Source organism: Pseudomonas asplenii (assembly GCF_900105475.1).
Taxonomy (GTDB): domain Bacteria; phylum Pseudomonadota; class Gammaproteobacteria; order Pseudomonadales; family Pseudomonadaceae; genus Aquipseudomonas; species Aquipseudomonas asplenii.
The window spans coordinates 2,481,416-2,496,872 of record NZ_LT629777.1; the positions used below are offsets into that span (position 1 = coordinate 2,481,416).

General features: G+C 61.2%; 11 protein-coding genes. 2 read left to right on the plus strand and 9 right to left on the minus strand.

Going from position 1 to position 15,457, the window contains the following annotated elements:
• The first annotated feature begins 3 nt into the window (after positions 1-3).
• On the plus strand, positions 4-2,109 hold the full coding sequence (gene pnp / locus BLU37_RS11310; protein ID WP_090204852.1) for a polyribonucleotide nucleotidyltransferase: 2,106 nt from the start codon (positions 4-6) through the stop codon (positions 2,107-2,109).
• Positions 2,110-2,400: 291 nt separating this feature from the next.
• Positions 2,401-2,757, plus strand: coding sequence for a BON domain-containing protein (locus BLU37_RS11315; protein WP_090204854.1), 357 nt, complete (start codon positions 2,401-2,403; stop codon positions 2,755-2,757).
• 187 nt (positions 2,758-2,944) lie between these two features.
• Here BLU37_RS11315 and BLU37_RS11320 read toward each other — a convergent pair whose 3' ends face one another.
• From BLU37_RS11320 to BLU37_RS11360, 9 genes are all read right to left on the minus strand, one after another.
• Positions 2,945-3,247 carry a DUF2845 domain-containing protein gene (locus BLU37_RS11320; protein WP_090204857.1) on the minus strand — a complete coding sequence of 101 codons (303 nt, stop codon included), beginning with the start codon at positions 3,245-3,247 and terminating at the stop codon, positions 2,945-2,947.
• 2 nt (positions 3,248-3,249) lie between these two features.
• On the minus strand, positions 3,250-6,180 hold the full coding sequence (locus BLU37_RS11325) for a DUF748 domain-containing protein (protein ID WP_090204860.1): 2,931 nt from the start codon (positions 6,178-6,180) through the stop codon (positions 3,250-3,252).
• A gap of 109 nt (positions 6,181-6,289) precedes the next feature.
• Positions 6,290-7,306 carry a class I SAM-dependent rRNA methyltransferase gene (locus BLU37_RS11330; protein WP_090204862.1) on the minus strand — a complete coding sequence of 339 codons (1,017 nt, stop codon included), beginning with the start codon at positions 7,304-7,306 and terminating at the stop codon, positions 6,290-6,292.
• A 123-nt stretch (positions 7,307-7,429) separates the two neighbouring features.
• Entirely contained in the window at positions 7,430-9,094 is a 1,665-nt protein-coding gene (pgi, locus tag BLU37_RS11335; RefSeq protein WP_010447221.1) for a glucose-6-phosphate isomerase, read from the minus strand.
• A gap of 302 nt (positions 9,095-9,396) precedes the next feature.
• Complete coding sequence (gene panC / locus BLU37_RS11340) at positions 9,397-10,257, minus strand: pantoate--beta-alanine ligase (protein WP_090204866.1); 861 nt, start codon at positions 10,255-10,257, stop codon at positions 9,397-9,399.
• On the minus strand, positions 10,254-11,054 hold the full coding sequence (gene panB / locus BLU37_RS11345) for a 3-methyl-2-oxobutanoate hydroxymethyltransferase (RefSeq protein WP_019363606.1): 801 nt from the start codon (positions 11,052-11,054) through the stop codon (positions 10,254-10,256). The genes panC and panB overlap by 4 nt, the downstream gene beginning before the upstream one ends.
• A gap of 343 nt (positions 11,055-11,397) precedes the next feature.
• Positions 11,398-11,880, minus strand: coding sequence for a 2-amino-4-hydroxy-6-hydroxymethyldihydropteridine diphosphokinase (folK, locus tag BLU37_RS11350; RefSeq protein WP_019363605.1), 483 nt, complete (start codon positions 11,878-11,880; stop codon positions 11,398-11,400).
• Positions 11,881-11,884: 4 nt separating this feature from the next.
• Complete coding sequence (locus tag BLU37_RS11355) at positions 11,885-13,273, minus strand: polynucleotide adenylyltransferase PcnB (RefSeq protein ID WP_019363604.1); 1,389 nt, start codon at positions 13,271-13,273, stop codon at positions 11,885-11,887.
• Positions 13,274-13,998: 725 nt separating this feature from the next.
• Positions 13,999-15,435 (minus strand): sigma-54-dependent transcriptional regulator, encoded by a 1,437-nt coding sequence (locus tag BLU37_RS11360; protein WP_090204869.1) that lies wholly within the window; start codon positions 15,433-15,435, stop codon positions 13,999-14,001.
• Positions 15,436-15,457 lie beyond the last annotated feature (22 nt).

Below are 15,457 nucleotides of genomic sequence, written 5' to 3' on the forward strand. Positions count from 1 at the left end.
ACCGTGAACCCGGTAATCAAAAAATTCCAGTTCGGTCAGTCGACCGTTACCCTCGAGACTGGTCGCATCGCTCGCCAGGCCTCCGGCGCAGTGCTGGTCACCGTTGACGACGACGTCAGCGTATTGGTGACCGTTGTCGGTGCCAAGCAAGCCGATCCGGGCAAGGGTTTCTTCCCACTGTCCGTGCACTACCAGGAAAAGACCTACGCTGCCGGCAAGATCCCTGGCGGCTTCTTCAAGCGTGAAGGCCGTCCTTCCGAAAAAGAAACCCTGACTTCGCGCCTGATCGACCGTCCGATCCGCCCGCTGTTCCCTGAAGGTTTCATGAACGAAGTGCAGGTTGTCTGCACCGTCGTCTCCACCAGCAAGAAGACCGATCCGGACATCGCTGCGATGATCGGTACCTCGGCTGCCCTGGCCATTTCCGGTATTCCGTTCGATGGCCCGATTGGCGCCGCTCGCGTGGCCTTCCACGAAAGCACCGGTTACCTGCTGAACCCCACTTACGAGCAACTGAAAGCGTCGAGCCTGGACATGGTCGTCGCCGGTACCGCCGAAGCGGTACTGATGGTTGAGTCGGAAGCCAAGGAACTGACCGAAGACCAGATGCTGGGCGCGGTACTGTTCGCCCACGACGAATTCCAGTCCGTTATCCAGGCCGTCAAAGAGCTGGCCGCCGAAGCTGCCAAGCCAACCTGGAGCTGGGCTCCACAGGCAGAAGCCACCGAACTGCTGAGTGCTATCCGCGCCGAATTCGGCGAAGCGATCTCCCAGGCCTACACCATCACCGTCAAGGCCGACCGTTACGCTCGTCTGGGCGAGTTGAAAGACCAGGTGGTTGCCAAGCTGTCGGGTGAAGAAGGCCAGCCTTCGGCTGCCGACGTGAAAGCCGCCTTTGGCGAAATCGAATACCGCACCGTTCGCGAAAACATCGTCAACGGCAAGCCACGTATCGACGGTCGCGACAACCGCACTGTACGTCCGCTGAACATCGAAGTCGGTGTCCTGCCGAAGACCCACGGTTCGTCGCTGTTCACCCGTGGCGAAACCCAGGCTCTGGTCGTTGCCACTCTGGGTACCGCTCGCGATGCGCAGTTGCTGGACACCCTGGAAGGCGAGAAAAAAGACCCCTTCATGCTGCACTACAACTTCCCGCCGTTCTCGGTGGGCGAGTGTGGCCGCATGGGTGGTGCCGGTCGTCGTGAAATCGGTCACGGCCGTCTGGCCCGTCGTTCGGTCCAGGCCATGCTGCCAAGCGACAGCGAATTCCCGTACACCATCCGTGTGGTATCGGAAATCACCGAGTCCAACGGCTCCAGCTCCATGGCTTCGGTCTGCGGTGCTTCCCTGGCCCTGATGGATGCCGGTGTACCGATGAAGGCGCCAGTGGCCGGTATCGCCATGGGTCTGGTGAAGGAAGGTGAGAAATTCGCCGTCCTGACCGACATCCTGGGCGATGAAGACCACCTGGGCGACATGGACTTCAAGGTAGCCGGTACCGCCAAGGGCGTCACCGCGCTGCAGATGGACATCAAGATCAAGGGCATCACCGAAGAGATCATGGAAATCGCTCTGGGCCAGGCCCTGGAAGCGCGCCTGAACATCCTCGGTCAGATGAACCAGGTCATTGGCCAGTCCCGTAGCGAACTGTCGTCCAATGCTCCGACCATGATCTCGATGAAGATCGACACCGACAAGATCCGTGACGTGATCGGTAAAGGTGGCGCGACCATCCGTGCGATCTGCGAAGAAACCAAGGCTTCGATCGATATCGAAGACGATGGCTCGATCAAGATCTTCGGTGAAACCAAGGAAGCGGCCGAGGCAGCTCGCCAGCGCGTCCTGGGCATCACTGCCGAGGCCGAGATCGGCAAGATCTACCTGGGCAAGGTAGAGCGTATCGTCGACTTCGGTGCGTTCGTCAACATCCTGCCAGGCAAGGATGGTCTGGTGCACATCTCGATGCTGAGCGACGCTCGCGTAGAGAAAGTCACCGATATCCTGAAGGAAGGCCAGGAAGTTGAAGTGCTGGTGCTGGACGTGGACAACCGCGGTCGCATCAAGCTGTCCATCAAGGACGTCGCTGCGGCCAAGGCATCGGGCGTTTAATCGACCCGGCGGCTTGTGTTGAAAAAAGGACCCTTTGGGGTCCTTTTTTAATGGGCGCTGAAAAGTAGCGGTATTTCAGCGGCTTGCTGGCATAAAGATGCTGCAACTTGCATGCACCGACAAGGGTCGGTCATGCAATCTGCACGATCATGCGTTTCGCTTGTTTGTGTAAGCTATTGATTTTTAATGTTTTTATATCTTTCTTCGGATTGGCACAGCGCCTGCAATATTCAGGTAACCCTGCTGCCAGGACACGGCAGCAGACTTTCCAGAAGAACAGGAGTGACTCGTATGAAAAAGTTCGCTATCGCTACCGCAGCTGCTACTGCCCTGACTCTGACTCTGGCCAATGCTGCCTTCGCAGCTGAACAGACTCAGGCGTCCAAGCCGATGATGCTCGCCGCTGGTGAAGTCACCAAGGTCAAGGATGAGACCTCCGATACCTGGATCACCACCAAGGTCAAAGCCGATCTGCTCACCGAAAAAGGCATTCCAGGCAGCGATATCAAGGTTGAAACCGAGAAGGGGGTAGTGGCACTGTCGTCTGACACCAAGGTGACCGCCGCCCAGAAAGAAACCGCGGTACACATCGCGAAGAACATCAAGGGTGTCAAAGGCGTTACTGCTGAAGCCCTGAAAACCGAGTAATCCTGACGGAGTAGTTTCGCCAGGACCGGCAGTCGGGTGTAACGGATGAGTCTGTCATCCATCCGGTGAGCCCATGAGGTTCATGCGACAGGTCACAGGGACGTGACCATTACAGGCCCCGGCGCATTGCGTCGGGGCCTGTTCTATTTTATGGGGAGCTATTAAATAAAGGCTTCGCGGGCAAGCTTTAAGGGCTGCGGGTGCTGCGGATATCCATCAGTTGGCCACCCTCGAAGCGCAGCGACTGTTTCATGCCGCCGCTGGGGGTGTAGATCCATTCCTCGACCTTGACCCCGTCTCTGCGGTTGCCACGGCGTATTTCGAGATAACCCTTGTCGATCACGGCAACGGGCTGACCGCATTTCTGCGTCACGTCATAGCTGCTGTCGCCATAGCTGATCAGGCCTTTCTCGCAGCGCAGGGTTGTGGCCTGGGCCTGGGCGGCCATCAACAAGACAGCCGCCAGACTGAAGATGACGCGTTTCGACATGATTATTCGCTGTCCAGGTGCAATGGAGTGATGACACGGCCATCGCCTTCGGCTTCGCCGAGCGTGGCATCGATGAAGTACACGCGATCATCTTCCAGTTGTCCCTTGTCCACCAGGAAGTCCTTGATGCTGCTGGCTCGATCCTGACCCAGTTTGCGCAGCAGCACGGCATTGCCGCTCCAGTTCTTGAGCACTGCGTCGCGTAGCTTGGCGGTACGTTCGTCGCGGCTCAACTGTGCCCATTCGGCCGGTGGCTGTTGCTTGATCAGGTTCCGGTAGATGCCTTCCAGCATGGGGGCCTTCTCATCCTCGGGCACTTGCAGTTGGGCCGCCTGGGCGGGGACCTTGTCGCCACGGCGCTGGAGCATTTTGTAGTAGGTAGCCTGATACTCGCGTTCCAGGCGCTGTTGGGCGATCAGCATGCCGTCGCTGCTCTGGGCGCTGGTGCCTTCGATTTCCAGGCGCAGGTTGGGGCGCTCCTTGAGGGCTGCCGCCAGTTTGGTCAGTGAGGACTCGGCGTCCTTGCTCAAATCACTGGAGCCCGGTGCGAACGACACATTGCTCAGGTCCTGGGCATCGCCACCGGAAATCAGGCCGCCGATGAACTTGAAGGGGGCCGTCGCTGCTCGCAGGACCAGATTGCGCAAGGTCTGCCAGACGATTGGCATCACGCTGAACTGCGGGTTGTTCAGGTCACCGGAGACCGGCAGCTCGATGGAGATCTTGCCATCGGTATCCTTGAGCAAGGCAATCGCCAGCTTGATCGGCAGGTCGACGGCGTCCGGGCTGTCGACTTTCTCGCCCAGTTGCAATTGCTCGACCACCAGCTTGTTCTCGGCCTTGAGCTGGCCCTTGGTGATCAGGTAATGCAGATCGAGGTTGAGCCGACCCTTGCGGATGCGATAGCCGGCGAACTTGCCGGAGTAGGGCGTCAGGGTGGTCAGTTCGACGCGTTTGAAACTGGTGGCGATATCCAGGCTGGCCATCGGGTCGAAGGGGTTCAGCGCGCCCTTGATGGTCACGGGTGCATAACGGTCGACCTTGCCCTTGACGTCGATATCGGCAGGTTTTGCCTGGCGGCTGTCGATGGTGCCGATCTGCCCGTTGAGCTGCTGGACGGCGGTGGCGAAGTTGGGGGTCAAACTGAAGTCGGCGAAGTTGGCCGAGCCATCATTGATAGCAATGCCGCCGATATGAATACCCAACGGTTTGCTGTTCGACGCAGCAGGCTTGGCGGCGGACTTCTTGCCATCGCTGGCGGGCTGTGGGATCAGCAGGTCATCGACGTTGGTGGTGCGATCATCGTTGATCATGAAGCGCGCGTAGGGCTGGAACAGGCTGACCTTGTCGATCGACAGGCTCTCACCGTGCTGATAGCTCAGGCCGTCGATCTGCAGCTTCTGCCATTTCACGAAGTCCCGGCTCTTGAGGGTGTCGAGCGTATGCAACTGATCGACCCGGGCCTTGCCGGTGACGGTGAAGGCCAGCGGCTCGACACTCTTGAGATTGACGTCGAGATCGCTGCCGAGCATGCCGCTGCGCACTTCCAGGCGGATGAACGGTTCGACATAGGCCTGGGCTACCCGCAGGTCGATGTCCTGGGTGCTGACCTTCAGTTTGGCACTGACGGGGCTCAGGTTGACTTCACCGCTGGCGAGGACCTTGCCCTGCTTGCCCAGCCCGCTGTCGAGCTTGAGGGTGAAGGGGGAGTGGTTGAGGCTGTCGAAGTTCTGCAGGTCCAGGTTCAACGGGCCGAGATCGAGCGCGACCGGGGTCTTGTTGGCCCGGTCGGCGAGGTGGACGCGGTAGTCACGCAGTTGCACATCCTTGAGCAGGACTTGCCACGGTTTGCTCGGTGCCGCCGGGGCAGGCGGCGGAGCATCGGCGGTCGCCGGCGCCGGCTTCCTGGCCTCCTTCGTGGATTTGGCTGGCTGGCTGGCGAACAGCTTTTGCCAGTCCAGTTGACCGTCGGCTTCACGGGCGGCCCAGGTTTCCAGCTTGTTGCTGTGGATCTTGCCGACCACCACCTGTTGTTTGGCCAGGTCGACGGAGGTTTCGCTCACGTCCAGGCGTTCCAGGCGCGCCAGTGGGCGGCCATCTGGCGCCTTGATGGCGAACGGCGCCACACTGACCGATACGTTGCTCAGCAGCATCTCGGTCTCTTTGGCGAGACCGAGTTTGTAATCGGTGCTGAGGTTCACGACGCCGTTTTCCAGCTCCAGCGGCAGCGCGTCACGGACATAGGGCCACCAGAGCTTCATCTTGCCGTCGGTGACTTTCAGCGATCCTTCGGAGGCGATCGGCGTCAGGCTGAAGTTGCCTTTCCAGTCGATTCGACCGCCTTGCGGGCCGGCGGCCACCAGGACCATGTCGGCACTGTCGTCGGGCAGGGTGCTGAGGTTTTTCAGTTGCAGGTCCATCTTGTCGTAGAGGAACTCGATGGGCTCGCTGGGGCGCAGGTCCTGGAAGTGCAGGTAACCGTCGGCCAGGCTGATCTGGTCGATACGCAGCGGAAACGGCTTGGCATTCGGGTCGGCCGGCGTCGGCTCGCTGGCCGGCAGCTTGAACAACTGAGCCAGGTTCAGGGTTCCGTCCTTGCTGAAGGACACTTCGGTGTGAGGTTTGACCAGCTGGATTTCAGCCAGGTGCAGCGCGTGGGTCCACAGGCTGTCGATCTGCAGGTTGGCATACAGGCGCTCGAACGAGACCTGTTCCTTGCCCGGCTCGCCGATGTTCAGACCCCACAGCGTGACTTCCAGGCTGAAGGGATTGAGCTCCAGGCGCTGGAGCTTGGCGGGAACCGTGGCGTAGTTCGCCAGTTGCTGATTGGCGATACGCAGCGCTACGCCCGGGAGGATGAAAAAGCCCAGCACGGTGTAGAGCGCGAGGACGGTCAGCAAGGCGCCGAGGGCGCGTTTCAATCCTTTGGACATGTGATGCGTCGTCTTTCTCAGTCGAAGATGCCTTGGAGTATGGCACGCGTTTATGGTTGCGAAGCAATCGCCTTTTTTCTTCGCAACCTACGGTTTTCTGGCGTCATTTCTAGAGTTGCAGGATCAGGGTCTTCAGCGGTGGCTGGCCGTCCTGGGAGGGGAAGTCCCCGGCCGGTTTGAGCACCTGCCAGTCGCGTACCGGCCTGCCGGCTTTTTCCGCGCAGCGCAGGACCTGTTCGCGCCAATCATCCATACCGACTTTTGCCAGGTTGTTGCAGCAGATCAGCACGCCATTGTCGGCGGTGGCCAGCAGCGCGGGCTTGAGCAGGCTCTGATAATCGCGCAGCAGATCGACCGTACCGAAGGCGCTCTTGGCCCAGGCCGGAGGGTCGAGCAGCACCAGGTCGTACTGGCGCTGTTCCAGACGTGGATAGCTCGGCAGCTTCTGGCCCCGGCGCTGGGCAATCGGTAGTCCGGCCAGTTGGCGGATGGCCGGGAAATAGTCGGACTGGACGAACTGCATGGTCGGCAGTTGCGGATTGAGCTGGCCGTTCTCCCGGCCCACTGCGAGGTTACCTTCGGCGAAATCGAGGTTGCAGACCTCCCGCGCACCGCCGGCAGCGGCACTCAGACCGACACCACAGGTATAGGCGAACAGGTTGAGTACGCTTTTGTCGAGGCTGTTTTGCTTGACCCAGCCACGGGCATTGCGCAGGTCGAGGAACAGTAGCGGGTCTTGTCCGGCGTGACGGCCGCGGACCCGATAGTTGAGGCCCCACTCGTGGCCGACCAGATCGGCGAGGGCGTCTTCCTCGGCGCGGTAGATGGAGTCTTCCCGGTCGATTCGCGAATTGCCCCGCGAGCGGTCGTTGTAGACCAGCAGGGTGTTCAAGCCCAAAGCCTGGTTGACGGTTTCATGGGCGCTCAGCAGTGCTTCGCGGTCCAGCGACTGGTGGAAGCTCTGTACCAGCAGTTGCGGGCCGTAGCGGTCGATGGTGAGGCCGCCGATACCCTCCTGGCTGCCGTGGAACAGTCGGTAGCAGTCGGTGCCCTGGGCATGCAGTTCGGCCAGCAGATCCTGGCGTTGGTCGAGGGCGGCGCGCAGCGCCTGGTTCAAGCAAGACATGGAGCGCGCCTTGGGTCGGAATTGGCGCGTAATTCTACCAGTCTTTTGCAGCCCCAGCCTTTTCCGTTCCCGCTGGGCGGGTAGGGAGGCGGCGGCCGTGCCCAAGCGCGGCCGCCGTCGGGGTCAGCCGCGATGGCGGCCGCGGAAGTAGTTGATCAGGCCCTGGGTCGAGGCGTCCTCGGCAGCGGACTCTTCACTGCCGGTCAGGCGGTTGTAAACGCCCTTGCCCAGTTCCTTGCCCAGCTCCACACCCCACTGGTCGAAGGCGTTGATGCCCCAGATGACGCTCTGCACGAACACCTTGTGTTCGTACATCGCTACCAGGGCGCCAAGACGACGCGGGCTGATGCGCTCGACCACCAGGGTGTTGCTCGGGCGGTTGCCCGGGATCACCTTGTGCGGGGCGAGCTTTTGCACGTCGGCTTCGCTCATGCCTTTTTCACGCAGCTCGGATTCCGCCTCGCTGCGGGTCTTGCCGAGCATCAGCGCCTGGCTCTGCGACAGGCAGTTGGCATACAGCCACTGGTGATGGTCGGCGACCGGGTTGAAGCTGACGATCGGCACGATGAAGTCGGCCGGGATCAACTGGGTACCTTGATGCAGCAACTGGTGGTAGGCGTGCTGACCGTTGCAGCCGACGCCGCCCCAGATCACCGGGCCGGTATCGGTCGACACCGGCGTGCCGTCCTGGCGCACGCTCTTGCCGTTGGATTCCATGTCCAGCTGTTGCAGGTGCTTGGTGATGTTGCGCAGGTAGTGGTCGTACGGCAGGATCGCATGGCTCTGCGCGCCCCAGAAGTTGCCGTACCAGACGCCCAGCAATGCCAGCAGTACCGGCATGTTCTGTTCGAACGGCGCGTTCTGGAAGTGCTGGTCCATGGTGTAGGCACCGGACAGCAGCTCCTTGAAGTTCGACATGCCGATGGCCAGGGCGATCGGCAGACCGATAGCCGACCACAGCGAGTAACGGCCGCCTACCCAGTCCCACATCGGGAAGATGTTCTCTTCGCGGATGCCGAAGGCCACGGCGGCGGCGTTGTTACTCGACACAGCGATGAAGTGCTTGTACAGCTCGGCCTCGGAACCGCCCTGGGCCAGGTACCAGGCACGCGCGGCCTGGGCGTTCTTGAGGGTTTCGAGGGTATTGAAGGATTTCGACGAGACGATGAACAGGGTGGTCTCGGCGCGGATCTTCGCCGACAGCTCATGGAACTCACTGCCGTCGATGTTCGCCAGGTAGTGGCAGCGCACGCCCTTGTGGGTGTAGGACAGCAGGGCTTCGGAAACCAGCTCCGGGCCGAGGAACGAGCCACCGATACCGATGTTCACCACGTCGGTGATCGGTTTTTCGGTGTAGCCGCGCCACAGGCCGTCGTGGATGCGCCCGACCAGCTCGGTGATCTGGTTCAGCACCTTGTGCACATCCGGCATCACGTTGGCGCCGTTGACCAGCAGCTTGTCGCCAACCGGTCGGCGCAGTGCGGTATGCAGTGCCGGGCGGCCTTCGGAGGAGTTGACCGGCTCGCCGGCGAACAGCGCCTTGATGGCACCTTGCAGGTCGACTTCGTTGGCCAGGCCGACCAGCAGGTTGCGGGTTTCGCTGGTGATCAGGTTCTTGGAGTAGTCGAGAAACAACCCGCAGCTGCTGAGGGTGAATTGATTGAAGCGCTGCGGATCGGCATTAAAGGCTTCGCGCATGCTGAAGTTGTGCATGTTTTCGCGGTGTTGATTCAGCGCCTGCCAGGCGGGCAGAGCGGTCACGTCGTGAGGAGTGCGGTAGTACGCCATCGCTGCGGATTTCCTTTTACGAGAACTGCCTTTTGGACATTTGGCTTTTTGGACACCAGAAACGCCGGAACGTCCTGCTTTATCGGTGGCAGTGTCCGGCAACCTGCGTCGGCACGGTTGGGAGACGCAGCGCGATTACAGTAAACCTCGCGCTGGCATCTGTCTTGGCTTTGTCTGACCTTTTCCCGGTACTTTTTCGCACTCACCCAGGTTTTGGTAAGCAGGCGAACAGCCCTGAAGTGATATAGAGGGCCACGTGCGGCGGCAGTTTGCCCGAAGCCTGGGGCTCGGGCAATCGCTGCTCAGGCGGGGGCGTCGAGGTTCAGGTGCAGGTTGTCGATCAGGCGGGTGCTACCGAGGAAGGCGGCGACCAGAATCACCAGGTCGCGGTCCTGCGCGGTGGCCGTGCGCAGGTTCAGGGCGTGGCGGATTTCCAGGTAATCGACCCGAAAACCGGCGCTTTCGATCAGCTTGGCCTGTTCGGCGAGCAACTTTGCATAATCACGTTCGCCCTGCTCGATGGCCGTGGCGATCTGGCTCAGGCTGCGATACAGCGCAGGGGCGGCGGCACGATCCTGCTCGCTGAGGAAACCGTTGCGTGAGGACAGGGCCAGGCCGTCGGCGGCGCGCACCGTCGGTTCGCCGATGATCTGGACCGGCATGTTCAGGTCATGGACCAGGGCGCGAATCACCGCCAGTTGCTGAAAGTCTTTTTGGCCGAATACCGCCAGGTCCGGCTGGACCATGTTGAACAGCTTGCTGACCACGGTCGCCACGCCCTCGAAGTGCCCGGGACGGCTGGCGCCGCACAAGCCTTCGGACAGTTGCGGGACACTGACGCGGGTCTGCCCGGCCATGCCGTCGGGGTACATCTCTTCCACGGTTGGCGCGAACAGCAGATGACAGCCGGCTTCCAGCAGCTTCTCCTGGTCGGCGGCGAGGGTCCGAGGGTACTTGTCGAGGTCTTCGTTGGCGCCGAACTGCAGCGGGTTGACGAAGATGCTCGCCACCACGAAATCCACCCGCTGTGCGGCCTTGGTCACCAGAGCGGCGTGACCGGCATGCAGGTTGCCCATGGTCGGTACGAAACCGATGCGTTTACCTTCGCTGCGGGCCCGCCCTACGGCGGCGCGCAGTTCGCGGACGGTCTTGACTGTATTCATGCCGAAAACCCGTGTTCGGTGCCGGGGAAGGTGACGGCCTTGACTTCGCTGACGTAGGCGCCCAGAGCGGCCTGGATACTGGTCTGGCCGGCCATGAAGTTTTTCACGAACTTGGGCACCCGACCGCTGATGGACAGGCCGAGCATGTCGTGCAGCACCAGTACCTGGCCGTCGGTCGCACTGCCAGCACCGATGCCGATGACCGGCACCTTGACCGCCTGGGTGATCTCCGCAGCCAGATCGCTCGGTACGCATTCGAGCAGGATCATCGCGGCACCGGCCTGTTCCAGGGCGATGGCATCGGCACGCATCTGCCGCGCCTGGGCTTCGCCACGGCCCTGGACCTTGTAGCCACCGAAGAGGTTCACCGATTGCGGCGTCAGGCCCATGTGTGCACAGACCGGTACACCACGCTCGGCCAGCAGGCGAATGGATTCGGCGAGCCAGGCGGCGCCCTCGACCTTGACCATGTTGGCGCCGGCCTGCATCAGTTGGGCACTGTTGTGCAGGGTTTGTTCGACGGTGGCATAGGCCATGAATGGCAGGTCGGCGACAATGAAGGCACCCTGGTTACCACGCTTGACGCTGGCGGTGTGATACGCGACTTCGGCCACGGTCACGGGCAGTGTGCTGTCATGCCCTTGGGACACCATGCCCAGCGAGTCGCCAATCAGCAGCACTTCGACGCCGGCTTCACAGCTGGCCTGGGCGAAGGTGGCGTCATAGCAGGTCAGCATGGTGATTTTCTCACCTTTTTGCTTGAGGCTTTGCAAGGTGGTCAGGGTAATGTCTGGCATGGAAAAGTCCTCTTCAGGCGCTGTGCAAATTACTGCGAGTAACGCGCGTGATTCGTCATTTATACAGGCGCACGTTCTTTTGTCGTGCTTATAAAGCCTGGATTGCGCCCTTTAACGCCGCCGGGGCGGCAACGGGACGCCTATAGTCGTGAGGAGAACTGGGGAAGTCAATCGTGTGTGTTACCGCAATGTTACTGGGGGAGTGTTACCGCATCTGACTGATGCGATTCAGCAGGCGTTAACCGGGCTGGGGCAGAACGATCCTCTATAGGAGCGTGGCTTGCCCGCGAAGCTTCTGGCGACCTCAAGGCCCCATTCGCGGGCAAGCCGCGTTCCTGCTGGGTTACGGGGCGAGACGTTCCAGGCCGACGAACGGGCACTGGGCAAGCAGGGTCTGCAGGCTGCGGCCATCGGCCAATTGCAGATCGGTCGGGGCCAGTTCCGCCAGCGGATACAACACAAACGCACGGGCGTGCATGTGATAGTGCGGGACCTTCAGGCGCGGTTCGTCGATCAGACGCTCGCCGAACAACAGGATATCCAGGTCCAGCGTGCGTGGCCCCCAGCGCTCATGGCGTTCGCGACCCTGGTCGATTTCGATGCGTTGCAGGGCATCGAGCAACTCCAGTGGCGCCAGGTGACTGTCGAGTGCCACCACTGCATTGGTGTAGCGCGGTTGGCCCGGGAGTAGCGAGTCGCTCTGGTAGAACGCGGAAACGCCTGCCAGTGCGCTGTCCGGCAGTTGTGCCAGGGCCTGGACCGCGTGACGCAACTGTTCGGCCGGCTCAGCCAGATTGCTGCCCAGGCCGATATAGATGCGTTCCATCAGTTTACTCGTCCGAACCGGCGGTGCGTTTACGCTTGCCGGTACTGCTGCGCCGACGTTTGCGCGGGGCGCCAGTGGCCTCGTCCTTGCCGCTGAGGCCACGAATCATGTCGCGGCGGCCGGCATCGTTGGCGTCCTGGTAATCGGTCCACCACTCACCCAGGCCATCGGTCTGCTCGCCTGCGGTCTCGCGCAGCAGCAGGAAGTCGTAACCGGCGCGGAAGCGCGGGTTGTCCAGCAACTGGTCGGCGCGTTTGCCGCTGCGGCGTGGCAGACGCTCCTGCATGTCCCAGATCTCGCGGATCGGCATAGTGAAGCGCTTGGGAATCGCAATGCGCTGGCACTGTTCGCTGATCAGTTCGTGAGCCGCTTCCTGCATCGCTGGAATCGGCGGCATGCCGCGCGACTGCAGGCGCAACACCCGCGCCGGCAGCGCTGGCCACAGCAGGGCCGCGAACAGGAATGCCGGGGTGACCGGCTTGTTCTGCTTGATGCGCAGGTCGGTGTTGACCAGTGCCTGGCTGATCAGCGTGTGGGTGTAGCTCGGGTTGTGTTCCAGGGCCTCGAAACTGGCCGGGAACAGCGGCTCGAACAGGTTCAGGTCGACGAGCATCTCGAAGGTGTCTGCGGCATGGCCGGAGAGGAACAGCTTGAGCACTTCCTCGAACAGTCGCGCCGAAGGGATCTCGCGCAGCAGCGCTGCCAGGTCGCGGATCGGCGCGACCGTGTGCCGTTCGATGCCGAAATCGAGCTTGGCGGCGAAACGGACCGCGCGCAGCATCCGCACCGGGTCTTCCTGGTAGCGTCGGGTCGGGTCGCCGATCAGGCGGATCAACCGATTGCGGATGTCGTGTACGCCATTGGCGTAATCGAGAATGCGCTCGCTGACGGGATCGTAGTACAGGGCATTGATCGTGAAGTCACGACGCTGGGCATCGTCTTCAAGGGTGCCATAAACGTTGTCGCGCAGGATGCGCCCGCTTTCGTTGCGCGAGGACTGGTTGCTGTCTTCCTCGTCCTCATCCTGCGGATGATTGGCGCGAAAGGTCGCGACTTCGATGATTTCGCGGCCGAAATGAATGTGCACCAGCTTGAACCGCCGACCGATGATGCGAGCGTTGCGGAACTCGGCACGGATCTGTTCCGGCGTGGCGCTGGTGGCGACGTCGAAGTCCTTGGGCGTGATGCCCAGCAGCATGTCGCGCACACAACCACCGACCAGGTATGCCTGGTAGCCGGCGTTCTGCAGGCGCTCGACGATATTCACCGCATACCGGCTGAACTGGGCCTTTTGCAGCGAATGCTGGCTGCTGTTGAGCACTTCAGGCGTGCTGCGCTTATGTTGCGGTCTACGCAAGGGGGAACGGAATGACTGGAACAGCTTCTTCAGCATGGGATGCACTGTTTGAAGGAATATTCGGCGAGCACGGAGAATGGCCGCATGATGGGCGGTGATTCTAGCATTTAGTCGAGGGATGGTGTAGGACGCTGCAGAGTGAGAGTCCAAGGATTGCTCAAGGCCTTGTGGGGCGGGCCTGGGAAGGGGAATTGCGGAAACTACAAGGGGAGCCGAAGCTCCCCCAGAAGTAGTTGCGTGCTCTTTTTTATTATGGTCGCGGGCTTTTTGTTTTTGTTGATCGCCCTGTGTCACAAGTTTTTACCCTTGTGACGTCTCCCAATCGGGAGTCAAGAGCAAACGGATTGCTTTGGTCGCTGTGTTGTCATGATCCGAGGATCTAACCAGTTCAGGCTCTGCTTTGAGTGCAGTTTTTGTTGTTCTCGGCCTGGTCATGGGGCAAGCCCCAAATACAACGCCTCTCCAAAAGAATCAGTTAGCTGCGCCTCCGCCGTGTTGTTTTTGTTATGCGTGAGTCGATTCGTCTTATTTTTATTGTCTTGTACATTGCTTGTTATTGTTCTTGTACCAGAGATATAGCAGGTGTCGTGCCAACTTTTGCGATTCCCAGTAAAACCGGGGGTTCGAGGGCTTTTCGGTTTTTCGTGGCCGAAAAAAAGCCGGGTCTTCGTTACCGATAGACCCGGCTTTTGTTACGTGAAAAATCCGAGGTAACAGTTTTTTCACATTCCAGGGTGTTACCTGGGAGGCTGGACTGTGGCTCAGCTCTCGCTGATCACTCCGGTTTTACGCCGTGGAATACCCAGGCGCTGGCGTCGCTCCCACAGGCACTTGCGGCTGACGCCGAGCTTGCGGGCCAGTTCGGTTTCGGTCATGTGGTCCTGATGCTCCAGGACGAAATGCTGGAAGTAGTCCTCCAGTGACAGGTCCTCGGTCGGCTCGTGACTGGTATTGGCCGTGCTGCCAGACGCCGGCGCAAGGCCCAGGAAGTCCTCTTCCTCCAGGTCGCTCAGCTCGATGTCGATACCCAGCAGGTCGGCCGAGATCTCCGGGTTTTCACACAGGATCACGGCGCGCTCGACCGCATTCTCCAGCTCGCGGACGTTACCCGGCCAGGAGTAGTGACGGATGGCCTGTTCGGCATCTGCGGCGAACTTGAGGTCGTTGCGGCCGATGCGTGCACTCTGGCGGGCGAGGAAGGCATTGGCGATCTCGTTGACGTCCGCACCCCGCTCGCGCAGGGCCGGCAGTTTCAGGGCGATCACGTGCAGGCGGTAATACAGGTCTTCGCGGAACTGGCCGATCTTGGCCAGGCTCTTGAGGTCGCGGTGTGTCGCGGCGATCAGCCGTACGTCGACTTTCTGCGACTGCACCGAGCCGACCCGGCGGATCTCACCCTCCTGCAGCACGCGCAGCAGGCGGGCCTGGGCCTCCAGCGGCAGTTCGCCGATTTCGTCGAGGAACAAGGTTCCACCGTCGGCGGCCTCCACCAGGCCGGCACGACCCGCGCTGGCGCCGGTGAATGCGCCTTTCTCGTGGCCGAACAGCTCGGATTCGATCAGCGTTTCCGGAATGGCCGCGCAGTTCACCGAAATCATCGGTGCCTTGGCCCGCTTGGACAGGTTGTGCAGGGCGCGGGCGACCAGTTCCTTGCCGGTGCCCGACTCGCCCTGGATCAGTACATTGGAGTCGGTGGGCGCGACCTTGCGGATCTTGCCATAGAGGTCCTGCATCGGTGGGCAGGAGCCGATGATACCGATCTCGCCGTTACTGTTACCGCTCGCGGATTTGTCCGCCGCACCACCGCTTTTCGGCGCGCTGCGCTCGGCGGGAGCGCCCTGGCCGCTCTGGCGATCACGCAGGATGCGGGCCACGGCCTGGAGCATCTCGTCGTGGTCGAACGGTTTGGCGATGTAATCCACCGCGCCCATCTTCATCGAGTCGACCGCCGAGCGCAGGCTGGCGTAGCTGGTCATGATCAGCACCGGGGTGCCTTGGCCCAGCTTGATCAGTTCGGTGCCCGGCGCGCCGGGCAGGCGCAGGTCGCTGACGATCAGGTCGAACGAGGGAATGCTGAAGCGCTCCTGGGCTTCCTGTACCGAGCCGGCTTCGCTGACCTGGTACTGATTGCGCTCCAGCAGGCGACGCAGTGCTGAGCGGATAATGGTTTCGTCTTCGACGATCAAAATGTGCGGCATTGATTCGGTTCTCTCGACGGTC

Excerpts from the sequence above, each read along its gene's own strand:
- BLU37_RS11315 (WP_090204854.1), top strand. The coding sequence starts at position 2,401 with ATGAAAAAGTTCGCTATCGCTACCGCAGCTGCTACTGCCCTGACTCTG.
- BLU37_RS11320 (WP_090204857.1), bottom strand. The coding sequence starts at position 3,247 with ATGTCGAAACGCGTCATCTTCAGTCTGGCGGCTGTCTTGTTGATGGCC.
- BLU37_RS11325 (WP_090204860.1), bottom strand. The coding sequence starts at position 6,180 with ATGTCCAAAGGATTGAAACGCGCCCTCGGCGCCTTGCTGACCGTCCTC.
- BLU37_RS11330 (WP_090204862.1), bottom strand. The coding sequence starts at position 7,306 with ATGTCTTGCTTGAACCAGGCGCTGCGCGCCGCCCTCGACCAACGCCAG.
- pgi (WP_010447221.1), bottom strand. The coding sequence starts at position 9,094 with ATGGCGTACTACCGCACTCCTCACGACGTGACCGCTCTGCCCGCCTGG.
- panC (WP_090204866.1), bottom strand. The coding sequence starts at position 10,257 with ATGAATACAGTCAAGACCGTCCGCGAACTGCGCGCCGCCGTAGGGCGG.
- panB (WP_019363606.1), bottom strand. The coding sequence starts at position 11,054 with ATGCCAGACATTACCCTGACCACCTTGCAAAGCCTCAAGCAAAAAGGT.
- folK (WP_019363605.1), bottom strand. The coding sequence starts at position 11,880 with ATGGAACGCATCTATATCGGCCTGGGCAGCAATCTGGCTGAGCCGGCC.
- BLU37_RS11355 (WP_019363604.1), bottom strand. The coding sequence starts at position 13,273 with ATGCTGAAGAAGCTGTTCCAGTCATTCCGTTCCCCCTTGCGTAGACCG.
- BLU37_RS11360 (WP_090204869.1), bottom strand. The coding sequence starts at position 15,435 with ATGCCGCACATTTTGATCGTCGAAGACGAAACCATTATCCGCTCAGCA.